This window comes from Ensifer sp. Root558, from assembly GCF_001427045.1.
Classification (GTDB): Bacteria; Pseudomonadota; Alphaproteobacteria; order Rhizobiales; family Rhizobiaceae; genus Ensifer; species Ensifer adhaerens.
On record NZ_LMGC01000001.1, the window covers coordinates 1,000,440 to 1,014,539 of the forward strand.

Sequence of the window (14,100 nt, forward strand, 5' to 3'; positions counted from 1 at the left end):
ACACAACCATGACCGACAAGACTTACAACGTGCTCTTCTTGTGCACGGGCAATTCCGCTCGTTCTATTCTCGCCGAATCCATCCTCAACAAGGAAGGCGGCGGGCGCTTCCGGGCGTTTTCCGCGGGCAGCCAGCCCAAGGGCGAAGTCAATCCACATGCCCTGAAGGAACTGGACGTCCTCGGTTATCCGGCGACTGGCTTCTCTTCGAAGAGCTGGGACGTTTTCGCACAGCCGGGCGCGCCCGAAATGGACTTCATCTTTACCGTCTGTGATAGCGCGCACGGCGAGGCCTGCCCCGTATGGATCGGTCATCCGATGACCGCGCATTGGGGTGTCGAGGACCCCGCGGCTGTGGTGGGTTCTGAGGTCGAAATCCAGCGCGCCTTTGCACAGGCCGCTCGCTTCCTCAAGAACCGCATCATGGCCTTCATCAGCCTTCCGCTGGCATCGATCGACCGCCTGGCGCTCGAAACGAAACTCCGCCAAATCGGCGCGATGGAAGGTTCGACGGCACCCCAGGGAAAGACGGCCTGATGTCTACCTTCGAACGCTACCTCACCATCTGGGTCTTCCTTTGTATCGTCGTCGGCGTCGCCCTCGGTCATTTGATGCCCGGCGTTTTCCAGGTCATCGGCGCGGCAGAGGTCGCGAAAGTGAACTTGCCCGTCGCCATCCTGATCTGGCTGATGATCATCCCGATGCTCATCAAGATCGACTTCCGCTCGTTGGCGCAGGTCAGCACGTATTGGCGTGGCATCGGCGTGACCCTGTTCATCAACTGGGCCATCAAACCGTTCTCCATGGCGCTGCTGGGATGGCTATTTGTGGGTTGGCTCTTCCGTCCGTATCTGCCGGCCGACCAGATTGACTCCTATATCGCTGGCCTCATCATCCTCGCGGCAGCACCTTGTACCGCGATGGTGTTCGTCTGGAGTAACCTGACGCGCGGCGAGCCGCTGTTCACGCTTTCCCAGGTAGCGCTCAACGATGCGATCATGGTCGTCGCCTTTGCGCCGATCGTCGGACTGCTTCTCGGATTGTCGGCTATCACCGTACCGTGGGACACGCTCGTTCTGTCGGTCGTTCTTTATATCGTTGTCCCGGTCATCATCGCTCAGGTCCTGAGAGCGCGGCTGACCGCCGACGGCACGACCAAAGCGCTGGACGCCATGCTGACGAAACTCCAGCCGCTTTCGCTCCTCGCCCTGCTCGCGACGCTTGTTCTCCTCTTTGGCTTCCAGGGCGAGCAGATCATCGCACAGCCGACCATCATCGCACTGCTGGCCGTTCCCATCCTGATCCAGGTCTATTTCAACTCAGGCCTGGCCTATCTCCTGAACCGGATGTCGGGAGAGCGCCATTGCGTCGCCGGGCCTTCAGCACTGATCGGAGCCAGCAACTTCTTCGAACTTGCGGTTGCCGCGGCCATCAGCCTGTTCGGCTTCCAGTCAGGTGCTGCGCTGGCAACCGTCGTCGGCGTGCTCATCGAAGTTCCCGTGATGCTCACGGTCGTCTGGGCCGTGAACCGCACCAAGGGCTGGTACGAGGCAGCTCCCGCTGTCTCCCGGAACACCATCACTGAAAGGACATGACAATGGACGCCACCATCTATCACAACCCCGCCTGCGGCACGTCCCGCAACACGCTGGAGATGATCCGCGCAGCCGGGATCGAACCTGATATCATCGAGTATCTCAAGTCACCGCCGTCGCGCGACGCGTTGGCAAGGATGATCTCCGATGCCGGACTGACCGTCCGACAGGCGATCCGCGAGAAGGGCACGCCTTACGCGGTACTGGGTCTCAACGACCCGAACCTGACGGACGACCAGCTGCTCGACGCGATGCTGAAGGACCCGATCCTCATCAATCGTCCGTTCGTCGTCACGCCGCTCGGCACCAGGCTTGCGCGACCCTCCGAGGCCGTGCTCGACATCCTGCCGGATGCCTTCAAGGGTGCCTTCTTCAAGGAAGACGGCGAGCAGGTCCTCGATCAGGAGGGCAAGCGCGTTGTCTGAAATTTTTCCCGCCTTGCAGGAGCGGCATCTTCGCCAACCTGACATTGACGCGTTGCGTCCGGCGTTCTCGACGCACAAGCCGCGCATCCTGATCCTCTACGGCTCGCTCCGGGAGGTTTCCTACAGTCGGCTGCTCGCGCACGAAGCCAGACGCCTTCTCGAGCGGTTGGGGTGCGAGGTGCGGATGTTCGATCCGAGGGGGCTGCCGCTTCCCGACGAGGCGCCGGTCAGCCATCCGAAAGTGCAGGAGCTGCGCGACCTGTCGCAATGGTCGGAAGGCCAAGTCTGGGTTAGCCCCGAGCGCCACGGCGCGATGACGGGCATCATGAAGGCCCAGATCGACTGGATTCCCCTGTCCCTGGGATCGATCCGGCCGACGCAAGGCAAGACGCTGGCGATCATGGAAGTCTCCGGCGGCAGCCAGTCCTTCAACGCCCTGAACCAGATGCGCGTGCTCGGCCGCTGGATGCGGATGATCACGATCCCCAACCAGTCGTCGGTCGCCAAGGCCTACCAGGAGTTCGACGCCGACGGCCGCATGAAGCCGTCGTCCTACTACGACCGCGTCGTGGATGTCTGCGAGGAACTGGTGAAGTTCACGCTGCTGACACGGGACGCCTCGGCCCACCTTACAGACCGCTACAGCGAGCGGAAGGAGCACGCGGCCGAGTTGGAGAAGCGGGTGTCACTGAGATCGATTTAGTCAAAGGCCATCGGCAATGTTCCGATAGCGGCCATCTTGCAATCGCAATGGCCGCGCCAAAGCGAACCAACGCCTTGTCCGCTTGTGGCGGCCCATTGCAGCCTTTCGAGACGGACCTAGCGCTCATGACGCAAAACTATGCACGAGGCGATATTTCCAATAGGCTATTCAGCAATGGATGACGGGCGTCATCTGAAAGCATTCGTTGCCGAGGCACAAAGTGTGACCATACAGCTTCGATCAACCCTCACCTGTCCCAATTGCGGCCAGGGGGCTACGGAAACGATGCCCACCGACGTCTGTCAGTTTTTCTATGATTGCAATGGATGCGGTATGATGCTCCGGCCAAAATCTGGGGACTGCTGTGTGTTCTGTTCCTTTGGCGACGTGCCTTGCCCGCCAATCCAGGAGGTCAAACATAACAACGGAGCCGCAAGTTGTTGGTTCCTAACGTGGGATGAGAGGCAAGGCTGACATCCGGGCGATAGACAAGCGCCCACGCTGCTCCCTCACGGACGCCGAGGAGTTCTACGATGAGCGAAGACGCCTTCAACATGTCGATCCGCAAGTTCCTGAAAGAAGTCGGTGTCACCTCGCAGCGTAAGATCGAAGAGGCGGTGCGCGGGGGGCAGTTCGGCGGCGAGAAGCTGAAGGTGCGCATGACGCTGACGGCGGAGGGCACTGGTCTCAACCACGTGGTGAACGGTGAGATCGAACTTCCATAGGTCTGGCGAAAGCATGGATCGAAACGCCCAGGCCGATACCCATCAATGAGACCAAGATCGGTCAGGCATCGCGCCCGCACTGAGCCGGAAGCTTCTATCTCCCCACCGAGCCAAGCCTAGAGCCCGCGCACCACTGCCCCAAGGTCGTTCTCGACGAGCATGACGCTGGTCGGACGGACTTCACGTGCGCGACATGAGCAGAACAACTGGCATCCGCACGCCGACGCTGCAATAATTGAGCTTCGTCTAGGGAGGTAATGATGCGGAAGAGTGCGCCGGATTTCAGCCTTGAGGGCAAGGTGACTTTGGTGACGGGCGCGAGCCGTGGCATTGGACGTGCTTGCGCACTTGCCTGTGCTGCAGCAGGCTCAGATATCGTCTTGGGGGTCCGCGATGTCGCAGCGTCAGCGGGCCTGATCGCCGAACTCGAGGGTGCGGGACGAAAGGTTCTCCCTGTTGAATTGGACATTCCCAAGAAGGCCCATATGGCACAAGCCGTCGACGCGGCGGTTTCTGCATTCGGTCGGATCGACGTCCTCGTCAACAATGTCGGCGTGGCCCCGGGCAATCTCGCGGAACTCGTTGAGGAGAAGGACCTTGACGAGATACTCGATGTCAACATCAAGGGCACCTTCCTGATGACACAGGCAGTGGGCCGTCACATGATCGCGCGAAATGGTGGCCGGATCATCAGCATTAGCTCACAGGCCGGTACGGTCGCACTGCGCGGTGAGGCAATCTATTGCATGAGCAAGGCGGCAATTAATCACCTCACGCGCTGCCTTGCAGCCGAATGGGCGCGCTATAATGTCACCGTAAACACCGTGTCGCCGACATTCATCCACACGGATGGTACAGCACCGTTTTTATCCGATGCCGAAAATCGCAAAGCGACGGTCGATCACATTCCACTCGGCCGGATCGGGGAAACCGATGATGTGGTGGGTGCCGTAGTCTTCCTTGCATCGCCGGCTGCGAGCCTGATCACCGGCGCGAACCTGCTGGTGGACGGCGGATGGTCCGTCGCCTGAGGCCACGGGGTCGAGCTCGAAAAGCGCGTCAAATTGATCTAGGGAAGAAATCCTGTCAGCCGTGCCGCCAGACCTTCACGGCTGACAGCAACAAGATCACGGCGAGTGCGGGAAGGAGGATCGAATTCGGGACAATGCCGAGGAGTAGACCGCCGACGAACGTCCCCACCACCGATCCCGCGGCCATGATGAGGACGAACACCCTGTTGCGACCCAGAACCGAAAAGCTCTGGTCGCGGCTGTAGCGGGTAAAGCCTACCAGAATTGTAGGAAGGCTCACCGCCAGTGAGAGGCTACCGGCGAGCTTGATGTCCGCGCCGAAGAGCAGAACCAACGTCGGAATGAGCAACTCGCCCCCGGCGACGCCCAGCAGCGACGCAACGATGCCGATCACGCAGCCGGCGGATATACCGGCGACAATCTGCCAGTTTCCGGTCAGAAGCGGTTGACCCGCCGAGGTGCCGTGGCCAAGCACCAGCACGACGGCGATTGCGACAAGAAGAACGGATATCACCCTGTAGAGGGTCTCAGATTTCAACCGTGTGGCCCATCCTGCGCCGAACCAGGCACCGATCAGGCTTCCTGCAAGAAGGTTCAGTACGATCGGCCAATTCGATGCGATCTGACTGAAAGGGATCGTGCCGGCTCGAAACGGCAGGGCGCAAGACACGACGACAAGGCTCATTGCCTTGTTCAGGATCACCGCCTCGAGGGCCGCGAAATTGAATGCGCCGATGAGCAGCGGCAGACGAAATTCTGCCCCTCCAAGCCCTATCAACCCGCCGAGTGCGCCGATGATGGCGCCGCCGCCGAAAGCGGCCGGATGACTGCGTGACGTCGTGGATTTGATCGTAGTGTTCACGGAGGCTTGGCTTTCATGGCGGTGATCCGCGGACTTTTATGTACGCTCTTCCATTATCGGGCAACGCGGTCGCGACGCACCGATGAGGCGACAGCGACGAACGCCAGGATCCCAAGCGTACCCAGCGCGGCGATCACGAAAAGCGAGAGGGTTGTCCCGAAGTGGTTCATAGCGGCTGCGAACGCAAACGGGGCGGCCGCGCCAGTCGCCAACCTTGCCGCAGCCATCTTGCCCGTGATCGCGCCATAGCCAGCGGACCCGAAGAGATAGAGGGGCAAGCTCCCCTGAGCGATGCTGTTGATCCCTGACCCAAGGCCAAGACAGATGGCGAAAGCCACCGCACCGGGCAGCCAATCACCTGACACCCCGAGTATTACCGCGCCAGTGACCATGAGAGCGGCAGAGACAATCGCAAGCGCGGGCGGCGACAGGCTCTTTCCGAAGACCATGTTGATCAGGCGGCTCATGACCTGGGCCGGACCAAACAAGGAACCGATCAGGACCGCCGCACTGCCAAGTCCGATCGCGCCGAGCATCGGCACCATGTGGGCGAGGATCGCGGCGAGGGTGAAGCCCGAAAGAGAGAAGGCAAAGGAGACCAGCAGCATGCCACGGCGACGCGCCTGGGGTTCGAGAGCGCCGACAACGACCTCGCGGGTTCTTGTCTCGTCCGTCTTGGAACTCAGCCTTCCGGCACGCATGATCCAGTAGTGTAGGGGCATGCAGACGATAAGGTTCAGGACGGCGAACACCAGATAGATTTCCCGCCACGTCAGATATCCGGTCAGTGCCGCGGCGATCGGCCAGAAGATGGTGGAGGCAAAGCCGCCGATGAGTGTCAGATAGGTGATGCTGCGGGACGCGGTGCGAGGTTCGCTTTCGACCAGTGTTGCGAAGGCCGCCTGATACTGGACCATCCCGGAGGACACTTCGAGCAGGACAATCGCAAGGACAAAGAGCGACACAGACGGCGACCATGCACAAAGCACCAGCGTTAACGCCGCAAGGGCCGACCCCAGCGTCATCACCGTTGCCGCACCGATCTTGTCCATGTGCCTGCCGATGAACGGCGCAGACAGGCCGCCGATGAACAGCGAGACCGAGAAGACGGCGAAGACCCGCTCCAGGCTGATGCCAAGGTCTTTGGCCATTCCGGGTGCGAGGATGCTGAAGGAATAGTAGAGAGTGCCGTAGCCGATGATCTGCGTGACACCGAGAGCGGAGACGATGCCCGCCGGAACCTTGATCGTATGCAATGACGTGTTCCTTGACGGGCTATGCTTCGCTTGAACAGCAACTGGCGGATCGCTCGACGGACCCGCGGATGCCGGGATGCCCCGCGCAGCAGTCTTCCATCAGGAAAGTCACCAGATCGGCCAGCGTGTCGTAACTTGCGTTATAGACGATCGAGCGCGACTCCCGGCGTTGGGAGATGAGGCCTGATCGTTCGAGTTCCTTGAGGTGGAACGAGACGTTTGATGGAGAGACGCCCATGCGTTCGGCAATCGCGCCGGCCGCCAGACCTTCAGGGCCGGCGATGACCAGGGTCCTCACGATGGAAAGTCGGGTTTCCTGTGAAAGCGCGGCGAAGGAGGAGAGGGCTTGACGATCATCCATATTTCAATAATCCTTGAATCATTGAAATTGAGGATAGCCACAAATGAGCGCGATCGACAATAGCCAATCCGACAAAACCGATATCTCGCTTGGGGAGTTGCTCGGCAGAGCCGCAGAGACACCGGACCTGCCCTTGGTCTTCCTGTACGACGGAAAGCCCGTGAAGCCCGGCTATCACGTGACCGAGGTCAAGGCTGGCCAGTTCTCCGCGCTTGATTGCGGGGCAAATCCGGAAGCCTGGTCGGAGATTTTCGTGCAGCTGTGGGACATCGAGGAGGGCGAGCGGACCCATATGACGGCCGGGAAGTTCTCGGCCATCGTCCGCAAGGTTTCCGAACGCGTCCGTCTCGACGGCTCCGCAAAGCTGACCTTCGAAGTGAGCGATGGCGTCCGGCCGATGCAGTTGTTCTGCGCGAATGCTCCTGTCGCGGAAGACGGCACTCTCCAGGTCGCGTTGACGCCACGGCCTGCGAGCTGCAAGCCTCGGGACCGTTGGTTGGCCGAGAAAGCCGCTACGGAAGCCTCGTGCTGTAGTTCATCCGCTTCCAAATGCTGTAGCTGAGGTGGGAACCATCCCCAAACGAGATGCCGTCGCCGGCGAGGCGCTCTCAGGGGCGCCCGCCGGAAGCTGAGGTTCTGCCGCCGCATTCGCCGGCTGTGAACAGCCCACCGCCCGAACATCGCCGCAGCATCACCGCGAGCGTGCCCCTTCGCTGAAAAACCGAGAGCTCAGGTCATGTGGCCGGTACTGTCGCGGTCGATATCCTCTCAACAATTCGGGCCTTTTCCACACCATCGCATTCGACCTCAGATCTCTTGACGTCTTGACTCAAAAATAACTAACTAGTTACATAATTGCGTGACGAATGTTCTTGCGAATTGGGAGGTTCGAGTGAAGATTTACGGGATGCAGCATGTGGGGTTCACTGTGCCGAACCTCGAAGAGGCTGTCCGCTTTTTCGAGGTGATCTTCGGAGCGGTGACGTGCCTTGAAACAGGCAAAGTGGAAGCTGACGACGCGTTCATGCTTCGGCGCCTCGGTGTTCCCTCGGGCAGACGGATAGAGAACATCAAGGTTCTAAGGGTCGGGAACGGCACGAACCTCGAGATATTCCAGTACTCCGGCGAGACCGGCGAGGAAGAGCCGCTGAAGCGCAACAGCCAGACCGGTGGCTTTCACTTAGCCTTCGAGGTTGACGACTGCGAACGCGCGGCAGAGCGGCTTCGTGCCGCCGGCGTCGATTTGCTTGAAGGGCCGACTCTTGTCGAAAGCGGCGCGATGGCCGGGCTTACCTGGCTCTATCTCAAAGCTCCCTGGGGGCAGTTTTTGGAGATCGTCAGCATGCCGGGACCGCTCGGATACGAAAGCGCTGGCGGTCCACGGCAGTGGTCGCCCGTCAGCGGCAGCTAACTCCCGGCCGTAGTCGCTGCATCTCAAGCGGCCAATCAAAATCAAAGACATGAGAACCCCTGGCCAAAAGCCGGAAAGGAAAGCCGTGCCTCAAGAAATCCTGATAAGCACAAAGCAGACATTTGTGCTCGGCAACTACGAAGACGGTGCGCTACTGCCCGGTCAGATCCGTGGGCGAACGCTCTGTACTCTGATCAGTCAGGGCACGGAGCTTGGCTGGGCCAACGGTGACGTGTTTCCCATCCGGCCGGGCTATGCGGCTGTCTTTGAGGTGACCGAGATCGGAGAGGATGTCGATGGCGTCAGCGTCGGTGACCGGCGCTTTGCAATGGGGCAGCATCGTTCCACGCAGACCCACGATGCCCGACACACTCTGGCGTTGCCGGATGGATTGGCCCCGGATCGCGCCGTTCTCGCCCGCTTGATGGGGGTGTCGATGACGAGCCTGATGACGACGAAGGCGCGTCCGGGTGACCGCGTGGTCGTTTCGGGGGCGGGGCCGGTTGGCTTCCTGGCTGCGCACCTCTTTGCGATCGGCGGCTATCGCGTGACGGTGGTCGATCCGGATCCGGTCAGGCGCGCTCAGGCCGGTCGAAGCGGAATTGCGGATTGCCGAGCGTCTATAGGCGACGCATCGGACCTGACCGGAAAAGTCGCCCTCGTCGTCGATTGTTCAGGTCATGAGGGTGCCATCATCGATGCTTGCCGTCTTGTCCGCAAGCTTGGTGAAGTCGTCATGGTTGGTGTTCCCTGGAGGCGGGCAACCGAATTCTCTGCGCACGAACTCATGCAGGCGGTCTTCTTCAACCTGGTGACGCTGCGCTCAGGCTGGGAATGGGAGGTTCCGATGCTCGGTCGCGACTTCGTTTGGGAAGAACTGCTCGAAGGGTACAACAATGCACCGCATAGCGTCTTCGGTGGCTTCTCGCGCGCGCTCGAATGGCTGTCTGAAGGCCTGATAGAGGTCGAAGGCCTGATCCGCCACGTGACGCCAGACGATCCCGCGTCACTCTATTCGGACATTGCGCGGCGCGCGATTGAGCAGCCCTTCATCGTTATCGATTGGGCCTAGCCCAAGCGCCGGGCCGATGCCCGGCTATCGTTCGTGTATGTGCCTGGCGCGACGCGTTAGGCACATACCAGCCGCATGATGGTGTCGACGTTGAACTGCAGGCGTTCGTCAATCGCTTCCTTGGCCATGAGATCACGTTCGAAAATGATCGATCCGGTGAAACGGTTGGTCAGGTAGTAATAGCCGATCGCTGCAATGGTGATGTTGAGCTGCACAGGGTCGACGCCCGACCGAAACACGCCCTGTGCCGCGCCGCGTTCGAGAATATCGCCGACCATGTTGACGAACTTGCGGCTGGCGGCCTTGATGACCTCGGACTTCTTCAAATGCTTCGCGCGGTGAAGGTTCTCGCTGTTGACCAGCGTGATGAACTCCGGGTTCTTCAGATAATATTCCCAGGTGAACTGGACGAGTTTGGCAAGCGCCGCCTTCGGTTCCAGGTCGTCGAGCTTGAGTTTTTGTTCAGCCGTTCGGATGTCGATATAGGCATCTTCGAGAACGGTCTGGAACAGCCGCTCCTTGCTCTCGAAATAGTGGTATATCATCCGCTTGTTGGCGTTGGCCTTCTCGGCGATCACGTCGACCCGCGCGCCTCCCAAGCCATTCTTCGCAAACTCTTTCTTGGCCGCGTCCAGAATGCGCGCCTTCGTTGCCTCGGCGTCTCTGATGCGTGGCTTTCGGGCTGATTTTTCCGTGTCTTCGTTCGTGATGCTCAAAGCCCTTCCTCCGTCGCCCTCGCGCCTGCTGCGCTGAAAGTCATACACGCCGGAAAGCTGATCCGTCAAAGCGGTTCGTCAGGTCGGTCGGCGCCTGTGCCCATTAAAAGCACTTGACTCGGGGTTTTGTAAAGAAGTAACTAGTTAGTGCGTTAAGTGGGACTGACGAGGCCGGAGGAGGCCAGGGCGACAAGCGTGCGCCGCCACCTGCGAACCTGCATTTTCAACCCGTGTGGGACGGGGAACGCTCACCGAGGATATGGGAGGATTGGCATGTCGACCTTTATTAAGAATTTTATCGAACGCGAGACGGTAAGCCGTCGCAACTTCTTGTTTGCCGCTGCAGCCGGCGTTGGCGTCATGACGGTGCCGATGGCGTTCGGTCGCGGCACGGCGCAGGCAGCGCTCACGGATCCGGCAATTGCCTGGAGCTATCGCGACCGGGCGTCTGCCTACTGGAATTCGGTCGTTTCCGGGGGCGAGGCTTTCGTGGAATCGCTCGGCAAGCCGAAGAGCGCACTCGTCAGCCTGATCAACGAGGGGTCTACGGAAAAGTCGCTCGCCGACATCAAGGCGTTTCTCGCCAAGAACAACGGCAATTGCGCGATCGCCTGCGATGCAAACGACAGCCCCAACGCCAGACCCGTTGTCGAGGCGGTTCAGGCAGCGGGCGCCTACATTTCAACGATCTGGAACAAGACCGACGACCTGCATCCTTGGGATTTCGGCGACAACTACGTTTCCCATATGACCTGGTCGGATGAGAAGCCTGCTGAACAGACCGCGCGGATCCTGTTTGAGGCGATGGGTGGTGAAGGTGGTGTGGTGCACCTCGGTGGAATCGCCGCCAACAACCCGGCAGTCGAGCGCCTGAACGGCCTCAAGAACGCACTCAAAGATTTCCCGAACATCGAGTTGCTCGATGCGCAGCCGGCCGACTGGGACACGCAGAAGGGTGCGGCCCTCATGGCGTCGTTCCTGACCCGCTACGGCGACAAGATCAAGGGCGTACACTGCGCCAACGACAACATCGCCTATGGTGTCATCGAGGCCCTGCGCGCCGAGGGTATCGAGGACATGCCGATCGTTTCCTATGACGGCAATCCGGAGGCCGTGCAGATGGTAATGGACGGCAAGCTCCTGGCGACCGTCTTCACCAACCCGCACTGGGGCGGCGGCATCAGCGCGGCACTCGCCTATCACGCGGCGATCGGCAGCTTCAAGCCGTCCGAAGAGCCGAAGGAACACCGCGAGTTCTACGGCCCGACGATCCTGGTCACGGCCAAGGATGCCGCCGAGTTCAAGGCGAAGTATCTCGACTCCGTCCCGACCTACAATTGGACGGATTTCTGGGGGCCGTCCAACGGCCAGATCCAGTACTGAACATTCGACCAGCTGGGCGGCAGCCTGTGTGCCGCCGCCCCGTTCCCCTTGTGAGTTTCTAAAAGAGGGGTGTCTGACGTGACACGTCGCCTATCGCGCGAAACCTTGATCAAATGGGCGCCGCTTCTGGTGCTGATTGCGCTGGTGATCTTCTTCACCGCGCTCAACCCGACTTTCTTTTCCTCGCGGAACTTCGCCCGCATCGCGATTGCGGCAGCTCCGGCACTCATGGTTGCCGTCGGCGTCACCTTCATCATCGTCATGGGATCGATCGACCTCTCGATGGAGGGAACGGTCTCCCTCACGGCCGTGGCCTTTGCGTTCATCTTTGCCCATTTCGGTGGCTCGCTCGCCCCTTCCGGTTGGGTCGCCATTCCGCTTGTTCTCCTTCTCGGCGGCGTGATCGGACTGCTAAACGGGCTTGTCCATGTGAAGCTGAAGATACCGTCCTTCATGGCGAGCCTTGCCATGGGCTTCGTCGGGACGGGGGCCGCGATCCTGCTCACCGGCGGTGACATCGTCAAAGTAAGCGACGCGACCTTTCGGGGCCTGCTGACGGTGCGTTTGTTGGGTTTCCCGCTAATGGTCTACGTCGCTGCCTTCTTCCTCGTCGTTGCCTGGTTCATTCAGACCCACACCACGCTTGGCCGCAACTTCTACGCGGTTGGCGGCGGTGAGGATCTCGCGCATGCCTCGGGCCTCAATGTTACCCGCGTTCGCGTGACCGGTTTTGCGCTTGCCGGCTTCTTTTACGCCATTGCCGCAATCCTCGTGGTGGCGCGCATCGGCCAGGCGGAATCGGTGACCGGTGCGAACTTCATGTTCGTCTCCATCACGTCGGTCGTTGTCGGTGGCGTGGCGCTCTGGGGCGGCATCGGCGGCGTCTGGAACGCACTTGTCGGCGTGCTGATCGTGAACGTCATCGACAATGGCATGGTCGTCATCGGTCTGCCCGACTTCATCCAGGACGGCATGCTCGGCCTGCTCGTCATTCTTGCCGTCGTGCTTTCGACCGACCGCAAGATGCTTTCCTTCGTCAAGTGAGGCACGCCATGTACGAGCTCAAGGCTGTCGACAAGAAATTCCCCGGCGTTCACGCGCTAAAGGCAATCGACTTCCACATCAAGCGCGGCGAGATCGTCGGACTTGTGGGGGAGAATGGCGCCGGCAAATCCACCTTGATGAAGGTGATCTATGGCGCCTACCAGCCCGATGGCGGCAAGGTCCTCATCAACGGAACGCCCGTTCGCTTTGCCAATCCGCGCCAGGCGATGGAGAAGGGCATCGGGATGGTGTTCCAGGAGCAGTCGCTGATCCCGAACCTGACCGTCATGGAGAACATCTTCCTCGGCTATGAACGACAGTTCACCCGCTTCGGTGTCGTCGACTGGAAGGTTATGGCGAAAGCCGCACGCCGTCAGCTTGCCAAGGTGAAACTCGATATCGATCCGGCGATGGTGACGTCGAAGCTTTCCTTTGCCCAACGTCAGCTCGTCGAGCTCGCCAAGGTGTTGACGCTCGAAGAGCGCGTGGAGGGGGATCTCGTCATCCTGCTCGACGAGCCGACCTCGGTTCTGTCAAAGGAAGAGGTGCAGCTGCTGTTCAAGCTTGTGCGGGAACTGGTGACGCGGGCCTCGTTCATCTTCGTCTCGCATCGCATGGACGAGGTGATGGAACTTTCCGATCGCATCTACGTGATGAAGGATGGTGAGGTCGTGGACGTCGTCGACCGTGGTGCTGCCCCGGCCGAGGCCATCCAGCACAAGATGGTCGGTCGCAATGTCGACAAGCAATATTACCGCGAGCATCTGCAAAAGCCGTTCGACGCCGCAAAGGCACTCGTCGAGATGGACCAGGTGGGCCTTCCTGGCCGCATCCAAGACATCTCGCTCAAGCTGCATGCCGGTGAAGTGCTTTGTCTTGTCGGTACGGAAGGTTCGGGGCGCGAGGCAATCCTCAGGACGATCTACGGCATGCTGACGCCGAGCACCGGCCGTCTCCGCATCAAGGGAGGCGATGCGACCGATCTTTCACCGCGGCACGCGGTTTCTCGTGGCGTCGGCTATGTGCCCCGCGAGCGCAAGATCGAGGGCATTGTTGCTGGCATGAACGTCTACGAAAACATGACGCTTTCGCAGATGAAACACCGCTCGAAAGGTGGTGTGCTGCGCGTCGGCGAGGAGCGGGCGCTTGCCCGTGAATGGATCAAGAAATTGTCGATCAAGGCCCATTCCGAGTTTGCGGATTGTGGCAATCTTTCAGGCGGAAACCAGCAGAAGGTGGTTCTGGCCAAGTGGCGTTCGGCCGGTTCCGACATCATGCTGCTCGACCATCCGACGCGCGGTCTCGACATCGGCGCCAAGGAAGATGTCTACGACATGATCCGCGCCATGAGTGCGGCGGGCGTCGGCATCGTGCTGGTTGCCGACACATTGGAAGAGGCAATCGGCCTTTCGCACACCATCATCGTCGTCAAGGACGGGCGCATCCAGAAACAGTTCGCCTGCGAACCGGGTTCCAAGCCCACGCCCTATGACCTTTTGCACTACATGATCTGAGGG

The 14,100-nt window shown here is 60.3% G+C and carries 17 protein-coding genes; 13 read left to right on the plus strand and 4 right to left on the minus strand.

Features of this window, described 5'->3' with window-relative positions:
• Nucleotides 1-8 precede the first annotated feature (8 nt).
• The 7 genes from ASD63_RS04950 to ASD63_RS04975 all read left to right on the plus strand — a co-directional run bounded on the left by ASD63_RS04950 (nucleotide 9) and on the right by ASD63_RS04975 (nucleotide 4,478).
• Entirely contained in the window at nucleotides 9-536 is a 528-nt protein-coding gene (locus ASD63_RS04950) for an arsenate reductase ArsC (protein WP_034801538.1), read from the plus strand.
• Complete coding sequence (arsB, locus tag ASD63_RS04955; RefSeq protein ID WP_034801539.1) at nucleotides 536-1,594, plus strand: ACR3 family arsenite efflux transporter; 1,059 nt, start codon at nucleotides 536-538, stop codon at nucleotides 1,592-1,594. The genes ASD63_RS04950 and arsB overlap by 1 nt, the downstream gene beginning before the upstream one ends.
• A gap of 2 nt (nucleotides 1,595-1,596) precedes the next feature.
• The gene (gene arsC / locus ASD63_RS04960; protein ID WP_034801540.1) at nucleotides 1,597-2,019 is read left to right on the plus strand and encodes an arsenate reductase (glutaredoxin); all 423 of its coding nucleotides are present in this window, start codon (nucleotides 1,597-1,599) and stop codon (nucleotides 2,017-2,019) included.
• Complete coding sequence (gene arsH, locus ASD63_RS04965) at nucleotides 1,994-2,722, plus strand: arsenical resistance protein ArsH (protein ID WP_034801596.1); 729 nt, start codon at nucleotides 1,994-1,996, stop codon at nucleotides 2,720-2,722. The genes arsC and arsH overlap by 26 nt, the downstream gene beginning before the upstream one ends.
• A gap of 228 nt (nucleotides 2,723-2,950) precedes the next feature.
• Nucleotides 2,951-3,196 carry a GDCCVxC domain-containing (seleno)protein gene (locus ASD63_RS36005; RefSeq protein WP_082572791.1) on the plus strand — a complete coding sequence of 82 codons (246 nt, stop codon included), beginning with the start codon at nucleotides 2,951-2,953 and terminating at the stop codon, nucleotides 3,194-3,196.
• A gap of 59 nt (nucleotides 3,197-3,255) precedes the next feature.
• Nucleotides 3,256-3,447: a DUF6494 family protein gene (locus ASD63_RS04970; protein WP_060520389.1), complete on the plus strand. Its 192-nt coding sequence runs from the start codon at nucleotides 3,256-3,258 to the stop codon at nucleotides 3,445-3,447.
• Nucleotides 3,448-3,707: 260 nt separating this feature from the next.
• Nucleotides 3,708-4,478, plus strand: a complete 771-nt coding sequence (locus tag ASD63_RS04975) for a glucose 1-dehydrogenase (RefSeq protein WP_060528875.1) — start codon at nucleotides 3,708-3,710, stop codon at nucleotides 4,476-4,478.
• Between the two features lie 55 nt (nucleotides 4,479-4,533).
• Here the strand turns inward: ASD63_RS04975 and ASD63_RS04980 are convergent, their stop codons facing one another.
• From ASD63_RS04980 to ASD63_RS04990, 3 genes are read right to left on the minus strand one after another with little or no spacing between them, the layout of a single operon-like run.
• Nucleotides 4,534-5,340 (minus strand): sulfite exporter TauE/SafE family protein, encoded by an 807-nt coding sequence (locus tag ASD63_RS04980; protein ID WP_034801549.1) that lies wholly within the window; start codon nucleotides 5,338-5,340, stop codon nucleotides 4,534-4,536.
• Nucleotides 5,341-5,393: 53 nt separating this feature from the next.
• Complete coding sequence (gene arsK, locus ASD63_RS04985; RefSeq protein ID WP_034801600.1) at nucleotides 5,394-6,587, minus strand: arsenite efflux MFS transporter ArsK; 1,194 nt, start codon at nucleotides 6,585-6,587, stop codon at nucleotides 5,394-5,396.
• 28 nt (nucleotides 6,588-6,615) lie between these two features.
• Nucleotides 6,616-6,957 carry a metalloregulator ArsR/SmtB family transcription factor gene (locus ASD63_RS04990; RefSeq protein ID WP_060520391.1) on the minus strand — a complete coding sequence of 114 codons (342 nt, stop codon included), beginning with the start codon at nucleotides 6,955-6,957 and terminating at the stop codon, nucleotides 6,616-6,618.
• Between the two features lie 43 nt (nucleotides 6,958-7,000).
• Between ASD63_RS04990 and ASD63_RS04995 the strand changes: the two genes are divergently transcribed.
• The 3 genes from ASD63_RS04995 (at nucleotide 7,001) to ASD63_RS05005 (ending at nucleotide 9,440) form a co-directional block, all read left to right on the plus strand.
• On the plus strand, nucleotides 7,001-7,519 hold the full coding sequence (locus tag ASD63_RS04995) for a DUF6428 family protein (protein WP_060520392.1): 519 nt from the start codon (nucleotides 7,001-7,003) through the stop codon (nucleotides 7,517-7,519).
• A 297-nt stretch (nucleotides 7,520-7,816) separates the two neighbouring features.
• The gene (locus tag ASD63_RS05000; protein WP_234798868.1) at nucleotides 7,817-8,368 is read left to right on the plus strand and encodes a VOC family protein; all 552 of its coding nucleotides are present in this window, start codon (nucleotides 7,817-7,819) and stop codon (nucleotides 8,366-8,368) included.
• Nucleotides 8,369-8,453: 85 nt separating this feature from the next.
• Complete coding sequence (locus ASD63_RS05005; RefSeq protein ID WP_060528838.1) at nucleotides 8,454-9,440, plus strand: zinc-binding alcohol dehydrogenase; 987 nt, start codon at nucleotides 8,454-8,456, stop codon at nucleotides 9,438-9,440.
• A gap of 56 nt (nucleotides 9,441-9,496) precedes the next feature.
• Here ASD63_RS05005 and ASD63_RS05010 read toward each other — a convergent pair whose 3' ends face one another.
• Nucleotides 9,497-10,156, minus strand: a complete 660-nt coding sequence (locus tag ASD63_RS05010; RefSeq protein ID WP_089045975.1) for a TetR/AcrR family transcriptional regulator — start codon at nucleotides 10,154-10,156, stop codon at nucleotides 9,497-9,499.
• A gap of 273 nt (nucleotides 10,157-10,429) precedes the next feature.
• Here ASD63_RS05010 and ASD63_RS05015 point away from each other — a divergent pair, with 273 nt between their 5' ends.
• From ASD63_RS05015 to ASD63_RS05025, 3 genes are all read left to right on the plus strand, one after another.
• Nucleotides 10,430-11,539 carry a sugar ABC transporter substrate-binding protein gene (locus tag ASD63_RS05015; RefSeq protein ID WP_060528839.1) on the plus strand — a complete coding sequence of 370 codons (1,110 nt, stop codon included), beginning with the start codon at nucleotides 10,430-10,432 and terminating at the stop codon, nucleotides 11,537-11,539.
• A 78-nt stretch (nucleotides 11,540-11,617) separates the two neighbouring features.
• Complete coding sequence (locus tag ASD63_RS05020; protein WP_060528876.1) at nucleotides 11,618-12,583, plus strand: ABC transporter permease; 966 nt, start codon at nucleotides 11,618-11,620, stop codon at nucleotides 12,581-12,583.
• Between the two features lie 8 nt (nucleotides 12,584-12,591).
• Nucleotides 12,592-14,097 (plus strand): sugar ABC transporter ATP-binding protein, encoded by a 1,506-nt coding sequence (locus ASD63_RS05025; protein ID WP_034801561.1) that lies wholly within the window; start codon nucleotides 12,592-12,594, stop codon nucleotides 14,095-14,097.
• Nucleotides 14,098-14,100 lie beyond the last annotated feature (3 nt).